Annotated in this window: 15 protein-coding genes; 4 read left to right on the top strand and 11 right to left on the bottom strand. The window is 67.3% G+C overall.

Features of this window, described 5'->3' with window-relative positions:
- Positions 1–39 precede the first annotated feature (39 nt).
- Together oleD and oleC are read right to left on the bottom strand one after the other, a co-directional pair.
- On the bottom strand, positions 40–1050 hold the full coding sequence (oleD, locus tag QE373_RS00455; protein WP_309682276.1) for a 2-alkyl-3-oxoalkanoate reductase: 1011 nt from the start codon (positions 1048–1050) through the stop codon (positions 40–42).
- Positions 1047–2705: an olefin beta-lactone synthetase gene (oleC, locus tag QE373_RS00450; RefSeq protein ID WP_309682272.1), complete on the bottom strand. Its 1659-nt coding sequence runs from the start codon at positions 2703–2705 to the stop codon at positions 1047–1049. The genes oleD and oleC overlap by 4 nt, the downstream gene beginning before the upstream one ends.
- Before the next feature lie 104 nt (positions 2706–2809).
- Here oleC and QE373_RS00445 point away from each other — a divergent pair, with 104 nt between their 5' ends.
- On the top strand, positions 2810–3235 hold the full coding sequence (locus QE373_RS00445; protein WP_057507089.1) for a YkgJ family cysteine cluster protein: 426 nt from the start codon (positions 2810–2812) through the stop codon (positions 3233–3235).
- A 214-nt stretch (positions 3236–3449) separates the two neighbouring features.
- Here QE373_RS00445 and QE373_RS00440 read toward each other — a convergent pair whose 3' ends face one another.
- From QE373_RS00440 to QE373_RS00420, 5 genes are all read right to left on the bottom strand, one after another.
- Positions 3450–4340: an alpha/beta fold hydrolase gene (locus QE373_RS00440; protein ID WP_309682268.1), complete on the bottom strand. Its 891-nt coding sequence runs from the start codon at positions 4338–4340 to the stop codon at positions 3450–3452.
- 62 nt (positions 4341–4402) lie between these two features.
- Complete coding sequence (locus QE373_RS00435; protein ID WP_057507087.1) at positions 4403–5419, bottom strand: 3-oxoacyl-ACP synthase III; 1017 nt, start codon at positions 5417–5419, stop codon at positions 4403–4405.
- 98 nt (positions 5420–5517) lie between these two features.
- On the bottom strand, positions 5518–5835 hold the full coding sequence (locus QE373_RS00430; RefSeq protein ID WP_057507086.1) for a DUF4156 domain-containing protein: 318 nt from the start codon (positions 5833–5835) through the stop codon (positions 5518–5520).
- Between the two features lie 393 nt (positions 5836–6228).
- Entirely contained in the window at positions 6229–7878 is a 1650-nt protein-coding gene (locus QE373_RS00425) for an MFS transporter (protein ID WP_309682258.1), read from the bottom strand.
- A 60-nt stretch (positions 7879–7938) separates the two neighbouring features.
- A complete protein-coding gene (locus tag QE373_RS00420) occupies positions 7939–9360 on the bottom strand; it encodes a DcaP family trimeric outer membrane transporter (protein ID WP_057507084.1) in 1422 nt (473 codons plus the stop codon).
- Between the two features lie 280 nt (positions 9361–9640).
- On the opposite strand from QE373_RS00420, the gene acs reads away from it, so the two are divergent.
- From acs to mntP, 3 genes are all read left to right on the top strand, one after another.
- Positions 9641–11584 carry an acetate--CoA ligase gene (gene acs / locus QE373_RS00415; RefSeq protein WP_309682253.1) on the top strand — a complete coding sequence of 648 codons (1944 nt, stop codon included), beginning with the start codon at positions 9641–9643 and terminating at the stop codon, positions 11582–11584.
- Positions 11585–11701: 117 nt separating this feature from the next.
- Entirely contained in the window at positions 11702–12367 is a 666-nt protein-coding gene (locus QE373_RS00410; protein ID WP_309682249.1) for a response regulator transcription factor, read from the top strand.
- A 328-nt stretch (positions 12368–12695) separates the two neighbouring features.
- A complete protein-coding gene (gene mntP, locus QE373_RS00405) occupies positions 12696–13271 on the top strand; it encodes a manganese efflux pump MntP (RefSeq protein WP_057507081.1) in 576 nt (191 codons plus the stop codon).
- Positions 13272–13289: 18 nt separating this feature from the next.
- Here the strand turns inward: mntP and QE373_RS00400 are convergent, their stop codons facing one another.
- The 4 genes from QE373_RS00400 to QE373_RS00385 all read right to left on the bottom strand — a co-directional run bounded on the left by QE373_RS00400 (position 13290) and on the right by QE373_RS00385 (position 20801).
- Positions 13290–14492, bottom strand: coding sequence for a hypothetical protein (locus QE373_RS00400; protein ID WP_309682245.1), 1203 nt, complete (start codon positions 14490–14492; stop codon positions 13290–13292).
- 98 nt (positions 14493–14590) lie between these two features.
- Positions 14591–18034 (bottom strand): PAS domain-containing hybrid sensor histidine kinase/response regulator, encoded by a 3444-nt coding sequence (locus tag QE373_RS00395; RefSeq protein WP_309682242.1) that lies wholly within the window; start codon positions 18032–18034, stop codon positions 14591–14593.
- A 73-nt stretch (positions 18035–18107) separates the two neighbouring features.
- Positions 18108–20255 carry a S46 family peptidase gene (locus QE373_RS00390; RefSeq protein ID WP_309682239.1) on the bottom strand — a complete coding sequence of 716 codons (2148 nt, stop codon included), beginning with the start codon at positions 20253–20255 and terminating at the stop codon, positions 18108–18110.
- Between the two features lie 87 nt (positions 20256–20342).
- The gene (locus tag QE373_RS00385) at positions 20343–20801 is read right to left on the bottom strand and encodes a hypothetical protein (RefSeq protein WP_309682236.1); all 459 of its coding nucleotides are present in this window, start codon (positions 20799–20801) and stop codon (positions 20343–20345) included.
- Positions 20802–20861: the final 60 nt, after the last annotated feature.

Below are 20861 nucleotides of genomic sequence, written 5' to 3'. Positions count from 1 at the left end.
GGGGTGGCGTTGGGGACCATACTCACGTGCCGGCGGTGTTCATCGGGTGACGGAAATCTCGCCGATTGATGAATCTTTCAGCCGCGTGAGTCCTTCGTCAATGCTCACCGCCGGTACGTAACCGAAGTCGCGGCGCGCCGGTTCCATGCTGTACCAGTGGGCCGTGCACAGCTGTTCGGCAAGGAAGCGGGTAAGCGGCGGTTCGCCCGGCAGGCGCAGCAGCGGCCACAGTTTTTCGGCTATCGCACCGATGCGGTACGCCGTCTTGAAGCTCACCGATTTCGTCACCGCCGGTGCACCCGCCGCGGCCAGCAGCTTGTTGAGCAGCTCGCGCATCGGCAACGGTTCGCCGTTGGAAATGAAGTAGGCCTTGCCCGCACACGCTGCGCCGGGCGCCAGTGCATCCAATACGAGGAAGTGCGCCAGCGCGGCGTTGTCGATGTAGGTGGTGTCCACCAGGTTGCTGCCATCGCCGACCAGGCGCAGGCGTCCGGCGCGCGAGCGCTGCGCCAGCCGGGGTACCAGCTGCAGGTCACCCGGGCCCCAGATCAGCCGCGGGCGCAGCGCCACGGTGGCCAGCGCGGCATCGTTGGCCGCCAGCACGCGCTGTTCGGCGATCGCCTTGGTTGCGGCGTACGGCGCCTGGAAGTCTTCCCCATACGGCACGTCGTCCGCGCCCAGCCCTTCCACCGGATGCGTGGCGCGATGGGTCACGCTGGGGGTGGAGGTGTAGACCAGCTTCGGCACCTGCTGCGCACGGCAGGCGGCGATCACGTTGTCGGTGCCGACCACGTTGGCCTGGTAGTAGCTGTCATAGCTGCCCCAGGCACCGGCCTTGGCCGCGTTGTGCAGCACTGCGTCCATGCCGGCCACGGCATGCAGCACCGCCTGCGCATCGGCCAGGTCGCCCTGGATCTGGCCCACGCCCATGGCCTGCAGCGCCGGGTACTGGCCGCGGTTGAAGCTGAGCACCTGGTGGCCGCGTTCGGCGAGGCCGGCGCACAGGGCCTGTCCCAGGAATCCACCGCCGCCGGTGACAAGGATCTTCATGCCTGTTTTTCCCGTTGTTTCGTGGCCCAGATCGCCAGCTTCTCGCGGCCGATCTTGGCGTTGTGCCGGATATCCACCGGGAAGCCCGGATGCACCAGGAAGTCCTGCAGGCGGGCCTCGGGCAGGCGCACGGCCGCCTTGGTCCGCAGCGCTTCATGCAGAGCGGCGGAATCGGAATGCCCGGGCAGCAGCTCCACGCACAGCACCGGCACCTGCGCACCCGGCACGCCGACGCCGACCAGCGCGGTGCGCGCCACGCCGGCCACGGTGTTGAACACCGGCTCGACCTGTTCGGTGTAGAGCGGCCCCTGCGCGGTTTCCACGCGCTGGGTCTTGCGCCCGCAGAACCACAGCTGGCCCTGCGCATCGAAGTAGCCGACATCGCCCATGCGGTGCACCACGCGGGTGCTGCCGTCGGCCAGCGTCTCGTTGATCTTCGCCGCCGCGGTCGCCTGCGGACGGTTGAAATAGCTGTCCGTCGCGGTGGGTCCGGCCACGGTGATCTCGCCTACCTCGCCCACCGGCAGCTCATGCACCTGCGTCCAGTCCGGCAGCGCCGCGTCATCGATGGCGATGATGCGCACCTGGTTCGGCGCCACCACCCCGCCCACGCAGGTGCCTGCACCGCCTTCGGTGGCGGCCCGGGTGTTTTCCAGCGCGCGCCCTTCGATCACCGCGACCGGCAGGCATTCGGTGGCGCCATACGGCGTCCAGAACTGGGCGTCGGGCGGCAACAGCCGACGGATCCTGGCGACCACGTCCGGCGGCACCGGCGCCCCCGCCGAGGTCACCCGCTTGACCCCCGGCAGCGGCTGGCCGTGCTCGGCCAGCACCCGCATCAATGCCGGCGAGCCGAACAACTGGGTGACGCCGTGGCGCTTGATCGCATCGTGCAGGCGGCGCGGATCGGCCTTGGCCGGCCGCGTCGGGTCCATGTCCGGAATCACCGAGGTCAGGCCCAGTGCCGGGTCGAACAGGGCGAACGGCGGGAAGGTCGGCAGGTCCACCCCGCCCGCTTCCATGCCGAATGCCGAACGCAGCAGCTCGACCTGGCCGACGAAATGGCGGTGGCGGTAGACCACGCCCTTGGGCACGCCGGTGGAGCCGCTGGTGAACAGGATCGCAGCGGTATCTTCGCCATCGGTGGCGGCCAGCATCGGCGGCGTACCCGTGCCGGCACGCTCCAGCGCAGCCAGCGTGGTACCGCCCCAGCCCAGCCGGCGGCCCACGGTCACCAGCAGCGTGGCCGACGGCGCCCAGCGCAGCGCCAGCCGGGCCACGTGGGCCAGCGGGATGCCGATGAAGGCCTGCGGCTGCGCCTCGTCCAGGCACTGCTTCAGCGCGCGCTTGTCGATGCCCGGATCCACCAGCACCGGCACCGCGCCCAGCTTGAACAGCGCGAACATCAGCAGGAAGAACTCCGGCGAAGGCCGCACCATCGCCACCGCGCGCACCCCGCGGCCAATGCCGTGCAAGGCCAGTCCGGCGGCCATCGCATCGCTGCGGGCGTCCAGTTGACGGTAGTCCAGGGTGACGTCATAGGCGGCCATGCCATTGCCCGGGCCGCGGCGTCCCGGGCAGCGGATGGCGATCTGGTCGGGCCGCTCACGCGCCAGTTCAGGCAGCCGCGCGGCGATATTGCTGTATCGATTCATCCGTTCATTGTCGCCGGATACGGAATTTCTTGCGCGCGGGCCCGCATCGTGGAAAATCCGCGTCTTCGTCCCTGTCCTATGCCTGCCCCGAGGCGGCCTTGCCCATGCAACACCCCTGCATGACCTGCGGCGCCTGCTGCACCCAGTACCGTGTCGCCTTCCATTGGATGGAATCGGACGAAGTGACGCCCGGCGGCGTACCGCACCAGCTGACCGAAGCGCTCGACCCGCATCGCCTGTGCATGCGCGGCACCCATTCGGCACCGGTGCGCTGCGTGGCGCTGGATGCGCAGATCGGGGTGTATTCACGCTGCACCATCCATCCCAACCGGCCCAGCGTGTGCCGCGAGGTGGACGCTTCATGGGAATACGGCAAGCCCAGCGCGCAGTGCGAGAAAGCCCGCATCGCCTACGGCCTGGACCCGCTGACCCCGGCCGACTGGCGCTGGCGCGACGCCGCCGGCAATGACGACGACCACCCGGACGACAACGGCAACAGCCCCTCGCCGCAGGCACCGATCGCGGCCTGAGGGGGGTCGGAGTCCGGGGTCAGAGTCGGGGGTCAGAGTCGGGGGTCAGAGTCGGGGGTCAGAGTCGGGGGTCAGAGTCGGGGGTCAGAGTCGGGGGTCAGAGTCCTTTCGCTGCGCGAAAGGACTCTGACCCCGTCACCAGACCCCGTCTGCATGGCTCGCCGCAGGACACCACGCGCCATGTCACAGGGCTGGGCACCTGCCGCCGTCCTGCTTACAACGGATTGCGGTCCAGGAAGGCGCGGATTTCGGGCACCAGCACTTCGTGCTTGTCTTCCAGCACGTAATGACCGGCATCCTCGAACGCGTGCACTTCCGCTTGCGGCAGCGCCGCCTGGAAGCCCTTCAGGAAGTGATGGTCGAAGACGAAATCGCGCAGGCCCCAGCCGATGAAGGCGGGACGATCGGCGAACGACGGCAGCACCTGGCCGGAGCGCTCAAGCAGGGACCAGGCCTTGTCGGCCGGCGACAGCGGGATGTCCTGCATGAAGCGGATCGTGCTGATGCGGTTGTCCCAGCTGTCATACGGCGCCACGTAGGCGCGGCGCACGGCGGCCGGCATCCTGCGCTCGACGCCCAGCCACGAGGCCCCGGCGGAAAACGCGTTGAAGCGGCGGATGATCCACTCGCCGACCTTCCAGTGCCGGCCCAGCGCGATCTGCCACGGCATTTTCTTCGCCGCCGGCATCGGGAACGCCGCGGTGTTCAACACCACCAGGCGCTTGACCTGGGCGTGGTGGGACAAGGCCCAGCCAAACCCGATCATCCCGCCCCAATCGTGCACGGCCAGGGTCACCGGACCGGTGATGCCCAGATGCGCCAGCAGCGCGTCCAGGTCATCCACGCGCGACTGCAGGGTGTAGTCGTAACGATCGTCGGACGGCTTGTCCGACAGGCCCATGCCGATGTGGTCCGGCACGATGCAGCGGTAGCGGTCGGACAGGCCGGCCACCAGCGTGCGCCAGTAATAGCTCCACGACGGATTGCCGTGGACCATCACCACCACCTCGCCGTCGCGCGGACCTTCGTCGAGGTAGTTCATCGCCAGGCCCGGACGGACCTCGAACCGATGGGGGGTGGACGGGTAGCCGGGAAGATCGCGCATGCGGTGCACCTGTAAAAAGGGCCGGTAGTACCGGCCCTTGGGAAGACATGTCCGGGCCTGGCTTACCAGACCACTTCGGCCATCGAGCAGTTCAGTCCCGAGCCGATGCCGAGCAGCGCGATACGGTCGCCCTTCTTCAGCTTGCCCAGCTGCTTGAGCTTGCTCAGCACGATCGGCACCGAAGCCGGACCGATGTTGCCGTGCTCGCCAAAGATGGTCATGACCTTCTTCGGATCGATGCCGAAGTTCTTGATGAACGCGGCGGTGTGCGGCTGGCTGACCTGGTGGATGACGAACTGGTCCAGTTCCTCCACCGCCCAGCCCAGCGCGATCTTGGCCGCAGCGAAGGTCTTCTGGGCCAGCTTGATGCCTTCGATCAGCAGCAGGCGGGTATCGGTGACCATGCGGTCCAGGTTGCCCAGGCACAGCTGGTTCCATTCCGTGGCCGAACGGGTGACGCCGCCCTTGTAGCGCGGGGCATCGGGCACCAGTTCCGAACGCGCCATGACCATCGCCGCCGCGCCCGAACCGGTGGTCAGCGCCGCCAGCTCGTTGCGGAAGTCTTCGGCGGTGACGCCCGGGGCGGTCATCCGCTCCAGGGTCTTCTCGTACACCAGGTTCGCGGTTTCACCATCGACGACCAGCGCGTAGTTCAGTTCGCCGCGTTCGATCATCCGCGCGGCGATGTCCATGCCGTTGATGAACGCCAGGCAGGCATTGGCCACGTCGAAGGTCACGCATTCCTCGCCCACGCCCAGGTTGCCGGACACGATGCTGGCGGTGGACGGCTCCAGATAGTCGCGGCTGACCGAGGTGTTGATCACCAGGCCGACGTCGGCCGGGCCGATGTTGGCGTCTTCCAGTGCCTTGCGGGCGGCCATGGTGGCCGCGTCCGAGGCCAGCGTGCCCTCATCCCACAGGCGGCGCGCATGGATCCCGGCAACGTCACCCAGCACGTCGGTACGGATACCGAGGCGGTCCAGGGTGGGCTGCAGGCGTTCGTTGATTTCCTTGGTCGTTAGCGTGTGGGGCGCGTCGACATGCGCCAGGCCGGCGATCGAGACATTCTTGAAGAGCATCGAGTTAGCGCCAAGGCTCAGGCAAAGGGGGCGTCATTCTATAACCCTCTTGGCCTGACCGCACCTTTACCGATTCAGCCTTGGCCGTATGGTGCCCTTCAGCGCGGCGGGCACTGGAAGGCGGCGAAGCGCTGGCTGCCGTCGGCCGGCGGCGCGGCGGCCTGCACGGCATTGGCCCCGGCGCTGGGCGCCTCGTTGCGGGCCAGGGTTTCCAGCTCTTCCTGCACGCGCAGCGGGTTGCGGTTGTAGAAGCCGACCTTGCTCTTCACCGTCACAACGACTTCGCCCTTGGTCAGGCAGCCGGCCGGGACGGCGCCCGGAGCCAGCACCCGCACGGTCTTGCCGGACGACTCGATCGGCACCCACGTGCAGGCGGTGGTGGCGAGCAGCAGGGTGGAGATCAGCAGGAAGCGCATGGCGGAGTACCGGATGAGGTTTCCGCGATTGTGCCTGAACAGGCTGAACAGGAGGTAGCGCCGAGCCACGCTCGGCGAGCGCAGCGGCGCAGGCAGCGGCACACTCGTGACGGCCAGCGGCCGTCACTACCGCGGCAGAACGGTAGCGCCGAGCCACGCTCGGCGAGCGCAGCGGCGCAGGCAGCGGCACGTGCATGACGGCCAGCGGCCGTCACTACCGCGGCAGAACGGTAGCGCCGAGCCACGCTCGGCGAGCGCAGCGGCGTGGGCAGCGGCACACTCGTGACGGCCAGCGGACGTCACTACCGGGCCAGCGTCCGTCACTACCGGACTTGAACGTGAAAGGGCCGCGGATTTCGCCGCGGCCCTTCGTTCACTACGTGTCCGCCACCGTTACTTGGTGATGTCCACGTTCCTGGTGTCGTGCAGGAACAGGCCGCCGATGACCACCGTCATCAACGCGATGGCGATCGGGTACCACAGGCCGTAGTACAGATTGCCGGTGCCGGCCACCAGCGCGAACGAGATCGCCGGCAGGAAGCCACCGAACCAGCCGTTGCCGATGTGGTACGGCAGGGACATGGAGGTGTAGCGGATGCGGGTCGGGAACAGTTCGACCAGGTAGGCGGCGATCGGGCCGTACACCATGGTCACGTACAGCACCAGGATCCACAGCATGAAGATCGTGCCGGGGATGTTGATGCGCGCGTTGTCCGCCTTGGCCGGATAACCTGCCTCGACCAGCGCGGCCTTCAGCTCGGTGCCGAAGGCATCAGCCTTGGCCTTGCCGTCTTCCTTGGCCAGCCCGGCCGCTTCATACGAGTTCACCTTGGACGTACCGACGTTGACCACCGCCAGCGAACCGGCCGGTGCCGGCTGTACGTCGTACGGCACGCCGGCCTTGGTCAGCGCGGCGGTTGCCACGTCGCAGGAGCTGGTGAACTTGCGCAGGCCGACCGGATCGAACTGGAACGAGCAGGTGTTCGGATCGGCGATGACCAGGGCCGGCGAGCTGCTGCGGGCTTCTTCGATGGCCGGGTTGGCGAAATGGGTCAGGCCCTTGAACACCGGGATGTAGGTCACCGCAGCCAGCAGGCAGCCGGCCAGGATGATCCACTTGCGGCCGATGCGATCGGACAGCCAGCCGAAGAAGATGAAGAACGGCACGCCCAGCGCCAGCGCCGCGGCGATCAGCAGGTAGGAGGTGGTGGCATCGACCTTCAGCATGCTGCTGAGGAAGAACAGCGCGTAGAACTGGCCGCCGTACCACACCACCGCCTGGCCGGCCGCTGCACCCAGCAGGACCAGCAACATGAGCTTCAGGTTGCCGTCTTTGAGGCTGTCACGGAACGGGGTCTTGGAGCCCTTGCCTTCGGCCTTCATCTGCTGGAACAGCGGGGACTCGCTCAGCTGCAGGCGGATCCACACCGAAATGCCCAGCAGCACGATCGATACCAGGAACGGGATGCGCCAGCCCCAGGCTTCGAAGGCTTCGTTGCCCAGGAAGTAGCGGCAGGCCAGGATGATCAGCAGCGACATGAACAGGCCGAGCGTGGCGGTGCACTGGATGAAGCTGGTGTACAGGCCGCGCTTGTTGGCCGGGGCATGTTCGGCGACGTAGGTCGCCGCGCCACCGTACTCGCCCCCCATCGCCAGGCCCTGGGCCAGGCGCAGGATGATCAGGATCACCGGTGCGGCGAAGCCGATCGAGGCGTAGTTGGGCAGTACGCCGACCAGGAAGGTCGAGATGCCCATGATCAGGATCGTGACCAGGAAGGTGTATTTGCGGCCGATGCGGTCGCCGAGGCTGCCGAAGAAGGCTGCGCCGAACGGGCGCACGAAGAAGCCCGCCGCGAAGGCCAGCAGGGCGAAGATCATGCCCGTGGTTTCATTGACACCGCTGAAGAACTGCTTGGCGATGATCGCGGCGAGTGAGCCGTACAGGAAGAAGTCGTACCACTCGAAGACGGTGCCAAGGCTCGACGCGAAGATGACCTTCTTGTGACCCTTGGTGAGTTGTGCGGGTGCAGGTGTTGTTGACATGGGACGCTTCCCCTCCGAAGCAATCGTTGACGGTGGGTGCAGACCGGGGTCGGCACTCAATTAAAAGCTGTATTTGGTGGTGAACTGCACGCGGTTGATATCGCCCTTGCGACCGTCTTCGATTTCGCGCACGCCGTACATGTATTCCGCACCGATATCGACCTTCGGCATCGGCGTATAGAACACGTTGCCGCGGATGCTCTGCACGCTCTTGGTGACCAGCGGGCCCAGCGTTCCGTCGTTGTCGTAGTCACTGCGCGCGTAGATCAGGTTGGTGCGCAGCTTCGGGGTGAAGGCATGGCGCCAGCCCACGTAACCAGCCAGCACGCCGGTGGTCGCCAATTCGTCGCGGGCGATGTCATAGGCGGTGTCGGCGGTGATACCCAGGCCGATGTAGCGCGAAATGCCCTCGCCGCCGGTGAGCTGGTAATGCAGCGTATCGGAGTCGGCCATCACCCACTTGCCGCCCAGGGTCAGGCCGCCGGCGATCTTGTCGGCGTCCGCGCCGGTGGTCTGGTTGTCCACTTTCAGCTGGCGCACCAGGCCGGCCACGCCGAAGGTGCCCCAGTCGCCCTTCCAGCCGTAACGCACGGTCAGGTCCGGCAGGCCGCCACGATCGGAGTTGGCGCTGGCGTTGGTCCAGGCACCGGTGACCGGATTACGCACGCCGGTCAGCGTGGTGGTTTCCGGGTTCTCCAGCGCCACGCTCAGGCCGCCGGTGGTGTAGCGGATCTGTGCCTGGCGGATGAACACCACGCCATCGGTGGGACCCACGAAATCGGCAGCTTCGGGAATCGAAGCGGCATCCATGAAGTTGGTCCAGGTCTGGCCGGCGGTCCACTTGTTCCAGTACATGTAGGCATGCCGCAGGGTCACGCCGTAGGTGTTGGTGGCGGTCTGGTTGCCGAGCGAATTGCCGAAGAAATCCATCTCGAAGAACGCACCGGCCTTGTTGCCGCTTTCGCTGACGTTGTCCACGCCGATGTTGAAGCGCGAGAATTTGGCGTGGGCATTGAAGTCCACGTCCGAACGCTCACCGGTACCGCCTGCGCCGGCCACCGGGGTCTGGCCCGGCAGGTACAGCGCGCGACCGGTCGCATCATCGGCCAGCTGGCCATCGCCGGTCTGGGTGGCCAGGAAGTCGGCCTTGATGAAGCCGCCGATCTTGACCGTGGTGCCCGGCGCAGCGCCCGGGGTGATGGTGGTGACCTGGATCGGCTGCTTGCCCGCCGGCACCGCCGGCTTCTGTTCGGCCTGCACCGTCCTGACTTCGGTGACCGCCTGCTGGGTCTGGCTGATCTGGCTCTGCTGCTGTTGCTGCGATGACAGCAGCAGCTGCACCTGGCGTTCCAGCTCGCCCACGCGTGCTTCCAGCGCCTTTTCCCTCGCGGTTTCGGCGAACGCCATGCCCGGTGCAGCCAGTGCGACCAGCATGCAGGCAGCCAACGGCGTGCGCAGCGTCTTCAACGTACGGTGATTCATGTTGCCCTCTCTCCCAAGTGGCAAATCGAAAGACGCGCGTGGGGCACGGTCGAAGCCGAGGGTGCGACCGGTTGACGCACACCCGCTATTGGCCATTAGTCGTACCTGGGGGGCCACGCGGGAGCCATCGCCACCGGGCGCGGCCGCTGCGCCTCGCGATTGCGACCATGGTCTAAGCGCCGCGGTGTGGCGGGGGCGGACGGATCGGGCAAACTGGGTGGCAACGGTTGCGCCGTATGCTGCAACCGCACATCAAAGTCCACGTGCAAGTGAGGGTGCCATGGCTGATCTCTATCCCGTCGACCCGCAGTTCGCCAAGAACGCGCGGATCGACAAAACCACCTACCAGCGGCAGTACCAGGCGTCGATCGACGACCCGGATGCGTTCTGGGGCGAAGCGGCGCAGCGGCTGCAGTGGTTCAAGCAACCGAGCATCATCAAGAACGTCAGCTATGACCTGGCCGACTTCCGCATCAAGTGGTTCGAAGACGGCGAGCTCAACGCCAGCGTGAACTGCCTGGACCGCCAGCTGGAAAAGCGCGGCGACAAGACCGCCCTGTTGTTCGAACCGGACAGCCCGGACGCGCCGGCCCAGCATGTGACCTATCGCGAGCTGTACGAGCGCACCTGCCGGCTCGGCAACGCGCTGCGCAACCTCGGGATCAAGAAAGGCGACCGGGTCACCATCTACCTGCCGATGATCGTCGACGCCGCCGTGGCCATGCTGGCCTGCGCGCGCATTGGTGCCATCCATTCGGTGGTGTTTGGCGGATTTGCCCCGAACTCGATCGCCGATCGCGTCAGCGACTGCGCCAGCAAGCTGATCATCACCGCCGATGAAGGCCTGCGTGGCGGCAAGAAGATTCCGCTGAAGGCCAACGTCGATGCGGCGCTGAAGCTGCCCGGCGCCAACACGGTGGAAACCGTGCTGGTGGTGCGCCATACCGGCGGCGCGGTGGACATGCAGGCCCCACGCGACCGCTGGTTCCACGACGTGGTGGACAGCCAGCCGGCCGAGTGCGAACCGGAGCGCATGAACGCCGAAGATCCGCTGTTCATCCTCTACACCTCCGGTTCCACCGGCAAGCCGAAGGGCGTGCTGCACACCACGGGGGGCTACCTGCTGTACGCGGCGTACACCCATGAGGCGGTGTTCGACCTGCGCGAAGACGACATCTACTGGTGTACCGCCGATGTCGGCTGGGTCACCGGCCACAGCTACATCGTCTACGGCCCGCTGGCCAATGGCGCCACCTCGCTGATGTTCGAAGGCGTGCCGAACTACCCGGATACCTCGCGCTTCTGGAACGTGATCGACAAGCACAAGGTCAGCCTGTTCTACACCGCGCCGACCGCCATCCGCGCCCTGATGCGCGAAGGCGAGGAGCCGGTCAAGCGCACCTCCCGCGCGTCGCTGCGGCTGCTCGGCAGCGTCGGCGAGCCGATCAATCCCGAAGCCTGGCGCTGGTACTACGAGGTAGTCGGCGACAGCCGCTGCCCGATCGTCGATACCTGGTGGCAGACTGAAACCGGCGGCATCCTGATCTCGCCGCTGCCGGGCGCGGTAGACCTCAAGCCGGGCTCGGCCAGCCTGCCGTTCTTCGGCGTGCAGCCGGCGCTGGTCAATGCCGATGGCGAAATCAAGGACGGTGCCACCGAAGGCAACCTGATCATCCGCGATTCGTGGCCGGGCCAGATGCGCACCGTGTACGGCGACGACCAGCGCTTCATCGATACCTATTTCCGCACCTACCCAGGGGCCTACTTCACCGGCGACGGCTGCCGCCGTGACGAAGACGGCTACTACTGGATCACCGGGCGCGTCGACGATGTGATCAACGTGTCGGGCCACCGCATCGGCACGGCCGAAGTGGAAAGCGCGCTGGTCTCGCACCCGAAGGTGGCTGAAGCCGCCGTGGTCGGCTTCCCGCATGAGGTGAAGGGCCAGGGCATCTATGCCTATGTCACGCTGATCGCCGACGAGGCACCCAGCGAGGAACTGCACAAGGAACTGGTGGCGTGGGTGCGCAAGGAGATCGGCCCGATCGCCACGCCCGACCACCTGCAGTGGGCCCCCGGCCTGCCGAAGACGCGTTCGGGCAAGATCATGCGCCGCATCCTGCGCAAGATCGCCGAGAACGCGCCGGACCAGCTGGGCGACACCTCGACCCTGGCCGATCCGTCGGTGGTGGCATCGCTGGTGGACGAACGCAAGGTCAAGTAACACGCCACGCCGTGGACCGGGAGGAGGGCCCGGTCCGCGCGTCGGGAGCCGCCTGTTGCGCATGGCGAAGCGAGCGGCGCCCGCCCCCTGCCCTCCTGTTTTCCGTAAGCTGATCCCATGCCCACCCTCCTGATTGCCGACGACCATCCGCTGTTCCGCGAAGCCCTCCGGGGCGCAGTGCAGCGCGTCATCCCCGGCGTGCAGCTGTTCGAAGCCGACAGCGTGGAAGCGCTGTATGCGCTGGCCGACCAGCACAACGACGCCGACCTGGTCCTGATGGACCTCAACATGCCCGGTGCCCAGGGCTTCAACGCCCTGGTGCACATGCGTTCGCTGCACCCGCACCTGCCGGTGGTGGTGGTGTCCGCCCGCGAAGAACCAACGGTGATGCGCCGCGCGCTCGACCACGGTGCGTTCGGCTTCATCCCCAAATCGGCCGATTCGGACACCATCGGCCATGCGCTGGGAATGATCCTGGATGGCGAAACCTGGGCACCGCCGGAAGCGCACAACGTGCCGCCGACCGGCCGCGAAGAGCGCGAGGTCGGCCAACGCCTGCGCGAACTCACCCCGCAGCAGTTCCGCGTGCTGCAGATGCTCGGCGCGGGACGCTTGAACAAGCAGATCGCCTACGACCTGAACGTGTCCGAGGCCACCATCAAGGCGCACGTCACCGCCATCCTGCGCAAGCTGGGCGTGACCAACCGCACCCAGGCGGTGCTGATGGCCGGCAAGCTGGCCATCGACGACGAACAGATCGTGTTGCCACCCGAAGAAGATTGAGCCGTTGCGGGGACCGCGGCCGCTGCGCTCGCCGAGCGTGGCTCGGCGCTGCCAGGTCGCGATATAGCCTCAGCTATGAAAACCAGCTTCACCTGCGCAATCGCGCGGTGACGCCGCAGGCCGCAAGCCCGGTGCTAAGCTTCGCGTCCCCTTGGGGAGTAGCCTGTTTCCTGTCACCGGGAAACGCCCGTATCAACATGCTCGGCCAGTGCGCCGTGGTGCGGGCAGCCATCTTGGTTGGCGAGACCAGCGGTCCGCGTGCGCAACGACAGGTTGGGCGCGAACGCGGGCCGTCGTGTCCGTCCTCGCCCGACCTGCCGTGAACCTGATGTCCCCTGTTTCGATTCTGTTGATCGGCTTTGCCATGTCCACCGATGCCTTCGCCGCGGCGATCGGCAAGGGCGCCGCCATGCGCAAGCCGGTGTTCCGCGATGCGCTGCGCGCCGGTCTCATCTTTGGTGCCATCGAAGCCATCACCCCGGTGATCGGCTGGCTGCTCGGGCGCGCCGCGCTGGACTACGTGGAGGCCTTCGATCACTGGATCGCGTTCGGCCTGCTGGTGGCGCTGGGCCTGCACATGATCGTCAACGGCCTGCGCCCGCACGACGATGAAACCGACGAGGATCCGTCGCGCCATCATGGCTTCTGGCGCCTGGCAGTCACCGGCTTCGCCACCAGCATCGATGCGATGGCGGTCGGCATCGGCCTGGCCTTCATGGACGTGCACATCGGCGTGATGGCGCTGGTCATCGGCCTGTGCACGCTGACCATGGTCACTGCCGGCATCATGCTGGGCCGGGTACTCGGCAACATGGTCGGCAAGCGGGCGGAGATCATCGGCGGGATCATCCTGATGATCATCGGTTCCACCATCCTGTACGAACACCTCAGCGGCGCGGCGTGATGGGGTGACGCCGACCGATCAACCGTTCCACCACTGCACGGTGGACAGACCGTGGTAGTTGCCGATTCCCTCCAACGTGTAGGCATCACCCGTTCTACAGTACAGGACGCGCCATAGGTTGCGCCCCTTCAGGCCTTCGATGCGCGCATCGCTCGCCAGCCAGGCCTGCCCGCTCAGCGTAATACGATGCCCCGGCTGCCGCCCCTGGCGAAGGTCCTGCTGCAGATCAGCCAGGGCTCGCCGGGTCACGCTGTCCGGCGGAAGATGCATGAGCTGGTCCCGCAAGCGCACTCCCCACCGGACCTCGACCGCGCGCGTAAACGGGGGATCAACAGGCCCTGGCCGTGCCGCGGGTGCGTCTGGCGTGGCCCGCCGGCGCACCGACACCCTGTGCTGCTGCACCTGCACCACTGCCGTGGTGGTGGGCCTGTAGCAATCCAGCAGAGGCTCCGCATCCGGGACGAGGGTCGGACTGACCTGCCACTCCTGCTGGCGTCGGGCAATGCGGAACCCCGCTGCGCCGCGCAGCTGCTGTCCCAGGACGTCCACCCTCATGAAGGGGCATCCGCTGTGGCGTAATGCCTGGTCAGGACGAAGCCCACGCACGTTGATGTCGTGCTTGATCGCAGGAAGCGCCGCGCGATCAACCGCGGCGAAGTAGCGCCACCCCTTCTGGGGGCACATGATGATGCACGGTGGCGCGTCTACGCAGAAGCTGAGGTAGAACGCCTTGAGGACATTGTCCACGACATCGCTGCGCGGCAGCCCGTGGGCAATGCAGTGCGTGCGGTAGGTTTCCACCATGGACTGCATCTGCTGCTGCAGTCCCTCGTAAACACGACGGACACGGTCCCGGTCGGTAAGGTCCACTCCCGACCGGCTTGCCACCTCCCGCAAGCCCGGATAGGCCTGCAGCAGGCGAACCCACCGGGGATACTGTTGTTGCTCCCAATGGTCCGCGCGTGAGAGCAGCAACGAGGTTTCTCCAAGCAGCGCACCGAGCACGGCAGCAGGCAGGGGGGCAAGGGCGCCCATGACCAGGGCCGTTGACCCGCCCAGTACTGCGCCGAGCACCATCGCGACGGGACGCGCCGCCGGCGCCTCCATCGGCAGGTTGCGCAGCGCCTGCAGCCGGGCCCACGGGCCGGCGCGGCTGTCGCCGAAGCCGTTGCAGGAGGCGGCCACCGCGAAAGAGGGCGCGCCAGATTGAATCGACTGCATGGAGAGGGCTCCCAGTGATGAAGGAGCCCTTTGATAACCTGCCTGCCAAGGCAACTACATGGGCAGAATCCGAAAGACGTGATGTTCGCGCTGCGTGCTCATCCGCGCAGCGTTGAATACGCTGCCAGGAACGCACGCAGCGATGCGGGCTTGATCGGCTTGGTCAGCAGGCGATAACCGCGGTCGCGGGCCATGCGTTTCAGTTCGTCGCGACCATCGGCGGTCAGCAGCGCGCCCGGCAGGTCGCTGCCGGCCGCCTCGCGCAGGGCGACCAGCGTATCCAGTCCGTCCAGCCGGTCGTGCAGGTGGTAATCCACCAGCATCACGTCCGGGTGCTCGGCCATTTTCTGCAGCGCCTGGTCGACCGTGCTGGCGGTGATCACCTGCACCTGCCAGCGCCCCAGCAGGGCGCGCATGCCATCCAGGATCTCTTCGTCGTTGTCCACGCACAGCACGCGCATGCCGGCCAGCGAGTCGGCGCGTACCGCAGCCGGGGCCGCCGCCATCAGCTCCTGCTCGCTGGCACCCGGCGTGGCCGCCACGCGTGGCAGTGCGATGGAGAACATCGACCCGCTGCCGACCCGGCTGCGGGCATTCAGGCGATGGTCGAGCAGGCGCGAGATGCGCTGGCAGATCGACAGCCCCAGCCCCAGTCCCTGTTCGCCCCAGTCGAACGGCTGCTGGTAGCGGTGGAACTCATCGAAGATCTGCTGCATGTGGTGTTCGGGAATGCCCGGCCCGGTATCCCAGACCTGCAGCTCCACTTCGTTGCCACGCAGGCGCACGGCCAGCACGATGCGGCCCTGGCGGGTGTAACGCAGCGCATTGGCCAGGAAGTTCTGCATCACCCGGCGCAGCAGGCGGCGGTCACTGCGTACCCAGGCCGGGCGTGCGAACAGGTCCAGGCGCAGGCCGCGGCCCGCGGCGACCGGCGAGTACTGCGCCGCCAGCTCGCGCATCAGGGCGCTGGCATCGAACTCGCCGATCACCGGGTGCAGTCCGCCGGCATCCAGGCGGGAGACATCCAGCAGGCCATCCAGCAGCTCTTCGGCGGCACGCAGCGAGGCGTCCACGCGCTCGGCCAGGTGGCGCTGCTCTTCATTGTTGTGGTGGCTTTCGCGCAGCGCCGAAGCGAACAAGCGGGCCGCGTTGAGCGGCTGCAGCACGTCATGGCTGATCGCCGCCAGGAAGCGCGTCTTGGACTGCTGCGCGGCCTCGGCGGCGTTGGAACGCTCGGCCACGCGCTGTTCCAGTGTTTCGTTGGCTTCCAGCAGGGCCTTTTCCGCGTGCTTGTAATCGGTGATGTCGTTGTAGCTGGTGACATAGCCACCGCCCGGCAGCGCCTGGCCGCGCATCTCGATCACCTTGCCATCGCTGCGCGTGCGTTCGAACACATGCGGCGAACCGGCGCGCATGTACCGGATGCGCCGGCTGATCTGGCGTTCGATGTCCCCTTCGCCGAGTTCACCGCGCTCGGCGTTGTAGCGGATCAGGTCGGCCACCGGCCGGCCCACGTACAGCATGCCGTCGGGATAGCCGAACATGTCCTGGTAGCGACGGTTCCACGCAGTCAGGCGCATGTCCGGGTCGACCACGCTGACCCCGGCGCTGATGTTTTCCAGCGTGGTGGACAGGATCTCGCGGTTGAATCGCAGCTCCTGGCCCGCTTCGTCGAGCACCGCCACCACTTCGCCCAGGTCCATGCCGGAACCGCGCAGCAGGCTGGTCAGCAGCAGGCGCGCCGATGCCGCGCCGATGGAGGCGGCCAGCAGGCGTTCGGTGAACTGCACCCACGGCCGGTCGGCCGGCACCTGGGTCTGCAGTTCGCGCCCCAGCGACTGTGCCTGTTCGAAGAACGAACGCCGTGCATGGCGCTCGCCCACCACCCGCGATGCCAGCGCCAGCAGGTCACCGACGTGCACGTGGCCGGGCCAGCCGCTGGCCACCGAGGGCCGCTGCGCATACGGGTCCAGGAAAGGCGCCGCGCGCAGGCGCTCGTCCACGCTGGGCCGCCAGCGCGCCGACACCAGCATCATCGTCGCCGCATTGACCAGCAGCGACCAGAACGTACCGTGGGTCAACGGGTCCCAGCCGCTCATGCCGAACAGCTGCTGCGGGCGCAGCCACGCCACCCCGAACGGCCCCTCGTTCAACCAGCCCGCATCGAGCAGCCCGGACTGGGTGAGCGCAGGCAGCAGCAGGGTGTAGATCCAGGTGGCGAAGCCGAGCACGATGCCGGTTTCCACGCCGCGACGGCTGGCGCCGCGCCAGTACAGCCCGCCGATCAGCCCGGGCGCGAACTGCGCGACCGCGGCGAAGGCCATCAGCCCGTAAGACGCCAGCGAGTTGTCGTTGCCACTGCTGCGGTAGTACGTATAGGCGATCAACGCCAGAAACAGGATCGCCAGGCGGCGGATCCACAACACCCGCGATGCCACGTCCGCGGCTTCACCGGTGCCGCCACTGCGGCGCAGCAGCACCGGCATCACCAGGTCGTTGCTGATCATGGTGGCCAGCGCGATGGACGACACGATCACCATGCCGGTGGCGGCCGAGAAGCCGCCCACGTAGGCGATCAGCGCCAGCGCATTGCGGCCTTCATGCAGCGGCAGCGCCAGCACCATGGCATCGTCGGCCACCGTGCCGCCGGTGCCGAACAGGGTGACGCCGGCGGTGGCGATGGGGATCACCATGGCCGAGATCACCACCAGGTAGCCGCCGAACATCCAGCGCGCGCGGCGCACGTCACGCACATCACCGCATTCCACCACCGCCACGTGGAACTGCCGTGGCAGGCACACGATGGCCAGGAAGCTGAGCAGCGTCTGCGAGATGAATCCCACCGGCGGCAGCGAGGTGAACAGCGTATGCGCCGACTGCACCACCGCATCGGTGCGCTCGCTCAGCCACAGGTAGGCGAACACGCCCACCGCCACCATCGCCAGCAGCTTGATCACCGACTCCAGCGCGATGGCCAGCATCATGCCGTGGTGGTGTTCGGTGGCGTCCACCTGGCGGGTACCGAACAGGGTGGCGAACAGCGCCATCAGCAGCGCCACATACAGCGCCGGATCACTGAAGTAGCCGGTCGGGCCGCTGTCGCCGGTCAGTACCTGCAGGCTCATGGCCACGGCTTTGTACTGCAGCGCCAGGTAGGGCACCACGCCGATCAGCGCGATGATCGCCACCAGCGCGGCCAGCCGCCGTGAGCGGCCGAAGCGCGAGGAAATGAAATCGGCGATGGAGACCACGTTCTGGCTGCGCGCCACCAGCGCCAGGCGCTCGATGATGCGCCAGCCGAACAGCATCATCAGCAGCGGGCCGACGTAGATCGACAGGTAGCCGATGCCGCTGCGCACGGCGGTGCCGACCGCGCCGTAGAAGGTCCACGACGAGCAGTACACCGCCAGTGCCAGGCTGTAGACCACCGGGCGCAGCCAGGGCCGGTCCGGGTACAGCGGTCGTCGGTCACCCCACCACGCCACGCCGAACAGCAGCGCAGCATAGGCAACGGACACCAGCAGCAGGATCCAGCTCGACACTCAGGCCAGTTTCCGTGATCAGCAGATGGCGACAGTGTAGAGGGTTCTGTCGCCAGCACCCCCTACCGTCGGCTTATTCGGCCGGCACGCCCATTTCCTGCAGCAGTGCGGGCGCCGGATAGACCTTGGCCAGCAGCCAGCGCAGGTAGCGCATGTCCACGTGGACGGCGCGCTTGAAGCGCGGATCGAACCACCAGCTGGCGCTGACCGACTCCCAGTTGCTGTCGAAGTTGAGGCCGATCAGCTCGCCCCTGGCATTCAGCACGGGGGAGCCGGAGTTGCCGCCGGTGGTGTCCAGGTTGGTCAGGAAGTTGACCGTCTGGGTGTTCAGCGCCGGGTCGGCGGTGCTGCCGAAGTCAGCCTTGGCGATCGCCTGCAGCAGCGGGCGTGGCGCATCGAACGGGTAGGCATTGGTGTTCTTTTCGACGATGCCGGCCACGGTGGTCACCGGATCGAAATGCACGCCATCGCGCGGGCTCAGCGCTTCCACCTTGCCATAGCTGATACGCAGGCTGCGGTTGGCATCCGGGTACACCGCACGTCCCTGCTTTGCGCGCCACGCGAACAGGGCCTGCATGTAGGCCGGCCGCAGGCGCAGGCCCTCACCGTCGCGGGTCTTCTTCTCGTCTTCGATGCGCAGCTGCGCGGCTACCAAGGGGCCGGCCAGGGCCAGCAACGGGTCCGGCGCCAGCGCCTTGCCTTCGCGTGCCGCCGCAAACCGCGACAGCCGCTGCGCTTCCTCGCCAAGCATGGTGCGCGCGTACAGCCCATCCAGTGCCGTCGCCAGCGCCTGCGGAGTGCGCCCGAAGGCAGTATCGAATTCGGGCAGGCGCTGGGCGTCGGGCAGCTGCTGGTAGCGCGCCAGCAGCGCGCTCAACAAGGCCTTCTCGACGGCCGGGTCGTAGCGACGCTGGGCCTGCTTCAACACCCCTTCGATCAGCGCCTGGTCGCGCTGCTGGAAGCCGGGTTCGCGCTGCGCGTCCGGCTTGGCCGATTCGATGCGCAGCCGCTCCAGCAGCAGCGCCGAACGCAGCAACTGGGTCTGGTTGGCGACCTGGTCCAGCAGCAGGTCACGCTCGCCCACCGCCGCGCCCTGCGACAGGGTGCCCAGCAGGGCCTGGATATCGCCGCGATAGCGCGGATCGGCATCGGCCAGCATCGCCTGCTCGTCGGCGGCGCGCCGGGTCTTCGCATCGCTGCGCAGCAGGCCCTCCAGTTCACCGGCGGCGCGCTTGCGGTTGTTCTTCAGCGACTGCAACTGCGAGGCGTAGCGCGTGCGTGCCTGCGTGTCGTCCCTGGTCGCCGCTTCGATGGTGTCGATCATCTGCTGGAACAGCGCGACGCGGCGCGGCAGCACGGCGTCGATCTGGCTGGCGAACTCGGCCGCAGTGCGATGGCGGTAAGTGATGCCGGGGTAGCCGGCGAGCATCGCGAAATCGCCCTCCTTCGGTCCCTGCAGCGACATCTGCAGGTGTGCCGGCGGCTGGTACGGCACGTTGTCGGCGCTGTAGGCAGCCGGCTTGCCGTCCTTGCCCACGTAAGCACGCAGCAGGGTGAAGTCACCGGTATGCCGCGGCCACATGAAGTTGTCGATCTCGTCGCCGTAATTGCCGATCGCCCGCGGCGGTGCGTACACCAGGCGCACGTCGCTGAGTTCCAGCTGCGAAATCCGGTAGAAATCGGTGCCGTAGTACATATCGGCCACGCTGCAGCGCACGTTGCCTGCGCGTTCGCAGTCCGCCACGATCTGCTTGCTGGCCGCATCCACCGCATCGAAGTACGCGCGGCCGGTCTTGCCCCTGGCCTGCGCCAGCACCTGATCGGTCACGTTGTCGAAGCCCACCGTGACCAGCACGCGGAAATCCGGATTCGACGGGCGCTCATCGGCCCGGTCACGGGCAATGAAGCCATCGTCGATCAGGTTGTGCCCGGCGCTGCTGTTGTACTGGATGACCCCCATCGCCACGTGATGGTTGGTCAACAGCAGGCCGTCGGGCGAAACGAATGAACCGGTGCCGCCGCCCGCGCGCACCACCGCACTGAGCGGGGGCGCGGTGACGGTCGCCAGCGCGCCCGGATCCCCTTTGAAGCCTGCCGCCTTCAGCGGCCTGGCCAGCTCGGGCAGCTGGGACGGCATCCACATGCCTTCATCGGCATGTGCGCCTGCCGCCATGGTCAGGCCCAGGGCCAGGGAAACGGGAAGGGTTCTGCGGAGGGACATGCGGGGCATCCGGCGGATCAGGTGAGCCAGTGACCTTAGCCTCTGCGTGCCCCACGCGACAACCGCCGGAGGTTGGGCCGCGGGCTGTCAGTCGGGCAGCCCGGACAGCTGCACGATGCACTCGCCATCGCCGTGGTCGGTCAGCTGCAGCGTCCACGCCGCCTCCCGCCACCAGACCAGCGCGCGCAGTCGGCGTACATCGAAGACACCGTCGCCCTCGGGACGGTCCACCTTCAGCACCACCAGGTCCGGCGCCAAGGTCTGGGCATCGGGGGCACACGGGAGCAGCGGCGGCGCCTGCGGATCGGGACCCAGGTAAAGCACCATGCCGTCAACGGCGGCGGTCAGCTGCAGCCAATTGTCGCCCCACTGGCCGCTCGGGTCGATCTGCGCTGCATCGAAGCATGCTGCCGGCGGCGCACTCGTCGAAGCCAGCAGGCCACGCAATTGCGCAATACCGCCGGCGTCGAGCAGCTGGTCGTTTTCCCATTGCGCGATGCAGCTTTCGATGGCGGCGCGATGAGCCGCCAGCGGCCCGGTTTGCATCGGGAGCCGGGCAGGAACGCGTTGCGGCGGTGACGGGGGAGGTATGGAATCGATGGAGGA

The organism is Stenotrophomonas sp. SORGH_AS_0321 (genome assembly GCF_031453215.1).
GTDB lineage: Bacteria > Pseudomonadota > Gammaproteobacteria > Xanthomonadales > Xanthomonadaceae > Stenotrophomonas > Stenotrophomonas chelatiphaga.
The sequence above is the reverse complement of the archived record's forward strand: the minus strand, read 5'-3'. Positions and strand labels throughout refer to the sequence as shown.

Coding starts and splice junctions, on each gene's coding strand:
- QE373_RS00430 (WP_057507086.1), bottom strand. CDS start 5,835: ATGCGCTTCCTGCTGATCTCCACCCTGCTGCTCGCCACCACCGCCTGC.
- QE373_RS00420 (WP_057507084.1), bottom strand. CDS start 9,360: ATGAATCACCGTACGTTGAAGACGCTGCGCACGCCGTTGGCTGCCTGC.
- QE373_RS00410 (WP_309682249.1), top strand. CDS start 11,702: ATGCCCACCCTCCTGATTGCCGACGACCATCCGCTGTTCCGCGAAGCC.
- QE373_RS00445 (WP_057507089.1), top strand. CDS start 2,810: ATGCAACACCCCTGCATGACCTGCGGCGCCTGCTGCACCCAGTACCGT.
- QE373_RS00435 (WP_057507087.1), bottom strand. CDS start 5,419: ATGCTCTTCAAGAATGTCTCGATCGCCGGCCTGGCGCATGTCGACGCG.
- QE373_RS00385 (WP_309682236.1), bottom strand. CDS start 20,801: ATGCAAACCGGGCCGCTGGCGGCTCATCGCGCCGCCATCGAAAGCTGC.
- acs (WP_309682253.1), top strand. CDS start 9,641: ATGGCTGATCTCTATCCCGTCGACCCGCAGTTCGCCAAGAACGCGCGG.
- oleD (WP_309682276.1), bottom strand. CDS start 1,050: ATGAAGATCCTTGTCACCGGCGGCGGTGGATTCCTGGGACAGGCCCTG.
- oleC (WP_309682272.1), bottom strand. CDS start 2,705: ATGAATCGATACAGCAATATCGCCGCGCGGCTGCCTGAACTGGCGCGT.
- QE373_RS00440 (WP_309682268.1), bottom strand. CDS start 4,340: ATGCGCGATCTTCCCGGCTACCCGTCCACCCCCCATCGGTTCGAGGTC.
- QE373_RS00425 (WP_309682258.1), bottom strand. CDS start 7,878: ATGTCAACAACACCTGCACCCGCACAACTCACCAAGGGTCACAAGAAG.
- QE373_RS00400 (WP_309682245.1), bottom strand. CDS start 14,492: ATGCAGTCGATTCAATCTGGCGCGCCCTCTTTCGCGGTGGCCGCCTCC.
- mntP (WP_057507081.1), top strand. CDS start 12,696: ATGTCCCCTGTTTCGATTCTGTTGATCGGCTTTGCCATGTCCACCGAT.
- QE373_RS00390 (WP_309682239.1), bottom strand. CDS start 20,255: ATGTCCCTCCGCAGAACCCTTCCCGTTTCCCTGGCCCTGGGCCTGACC.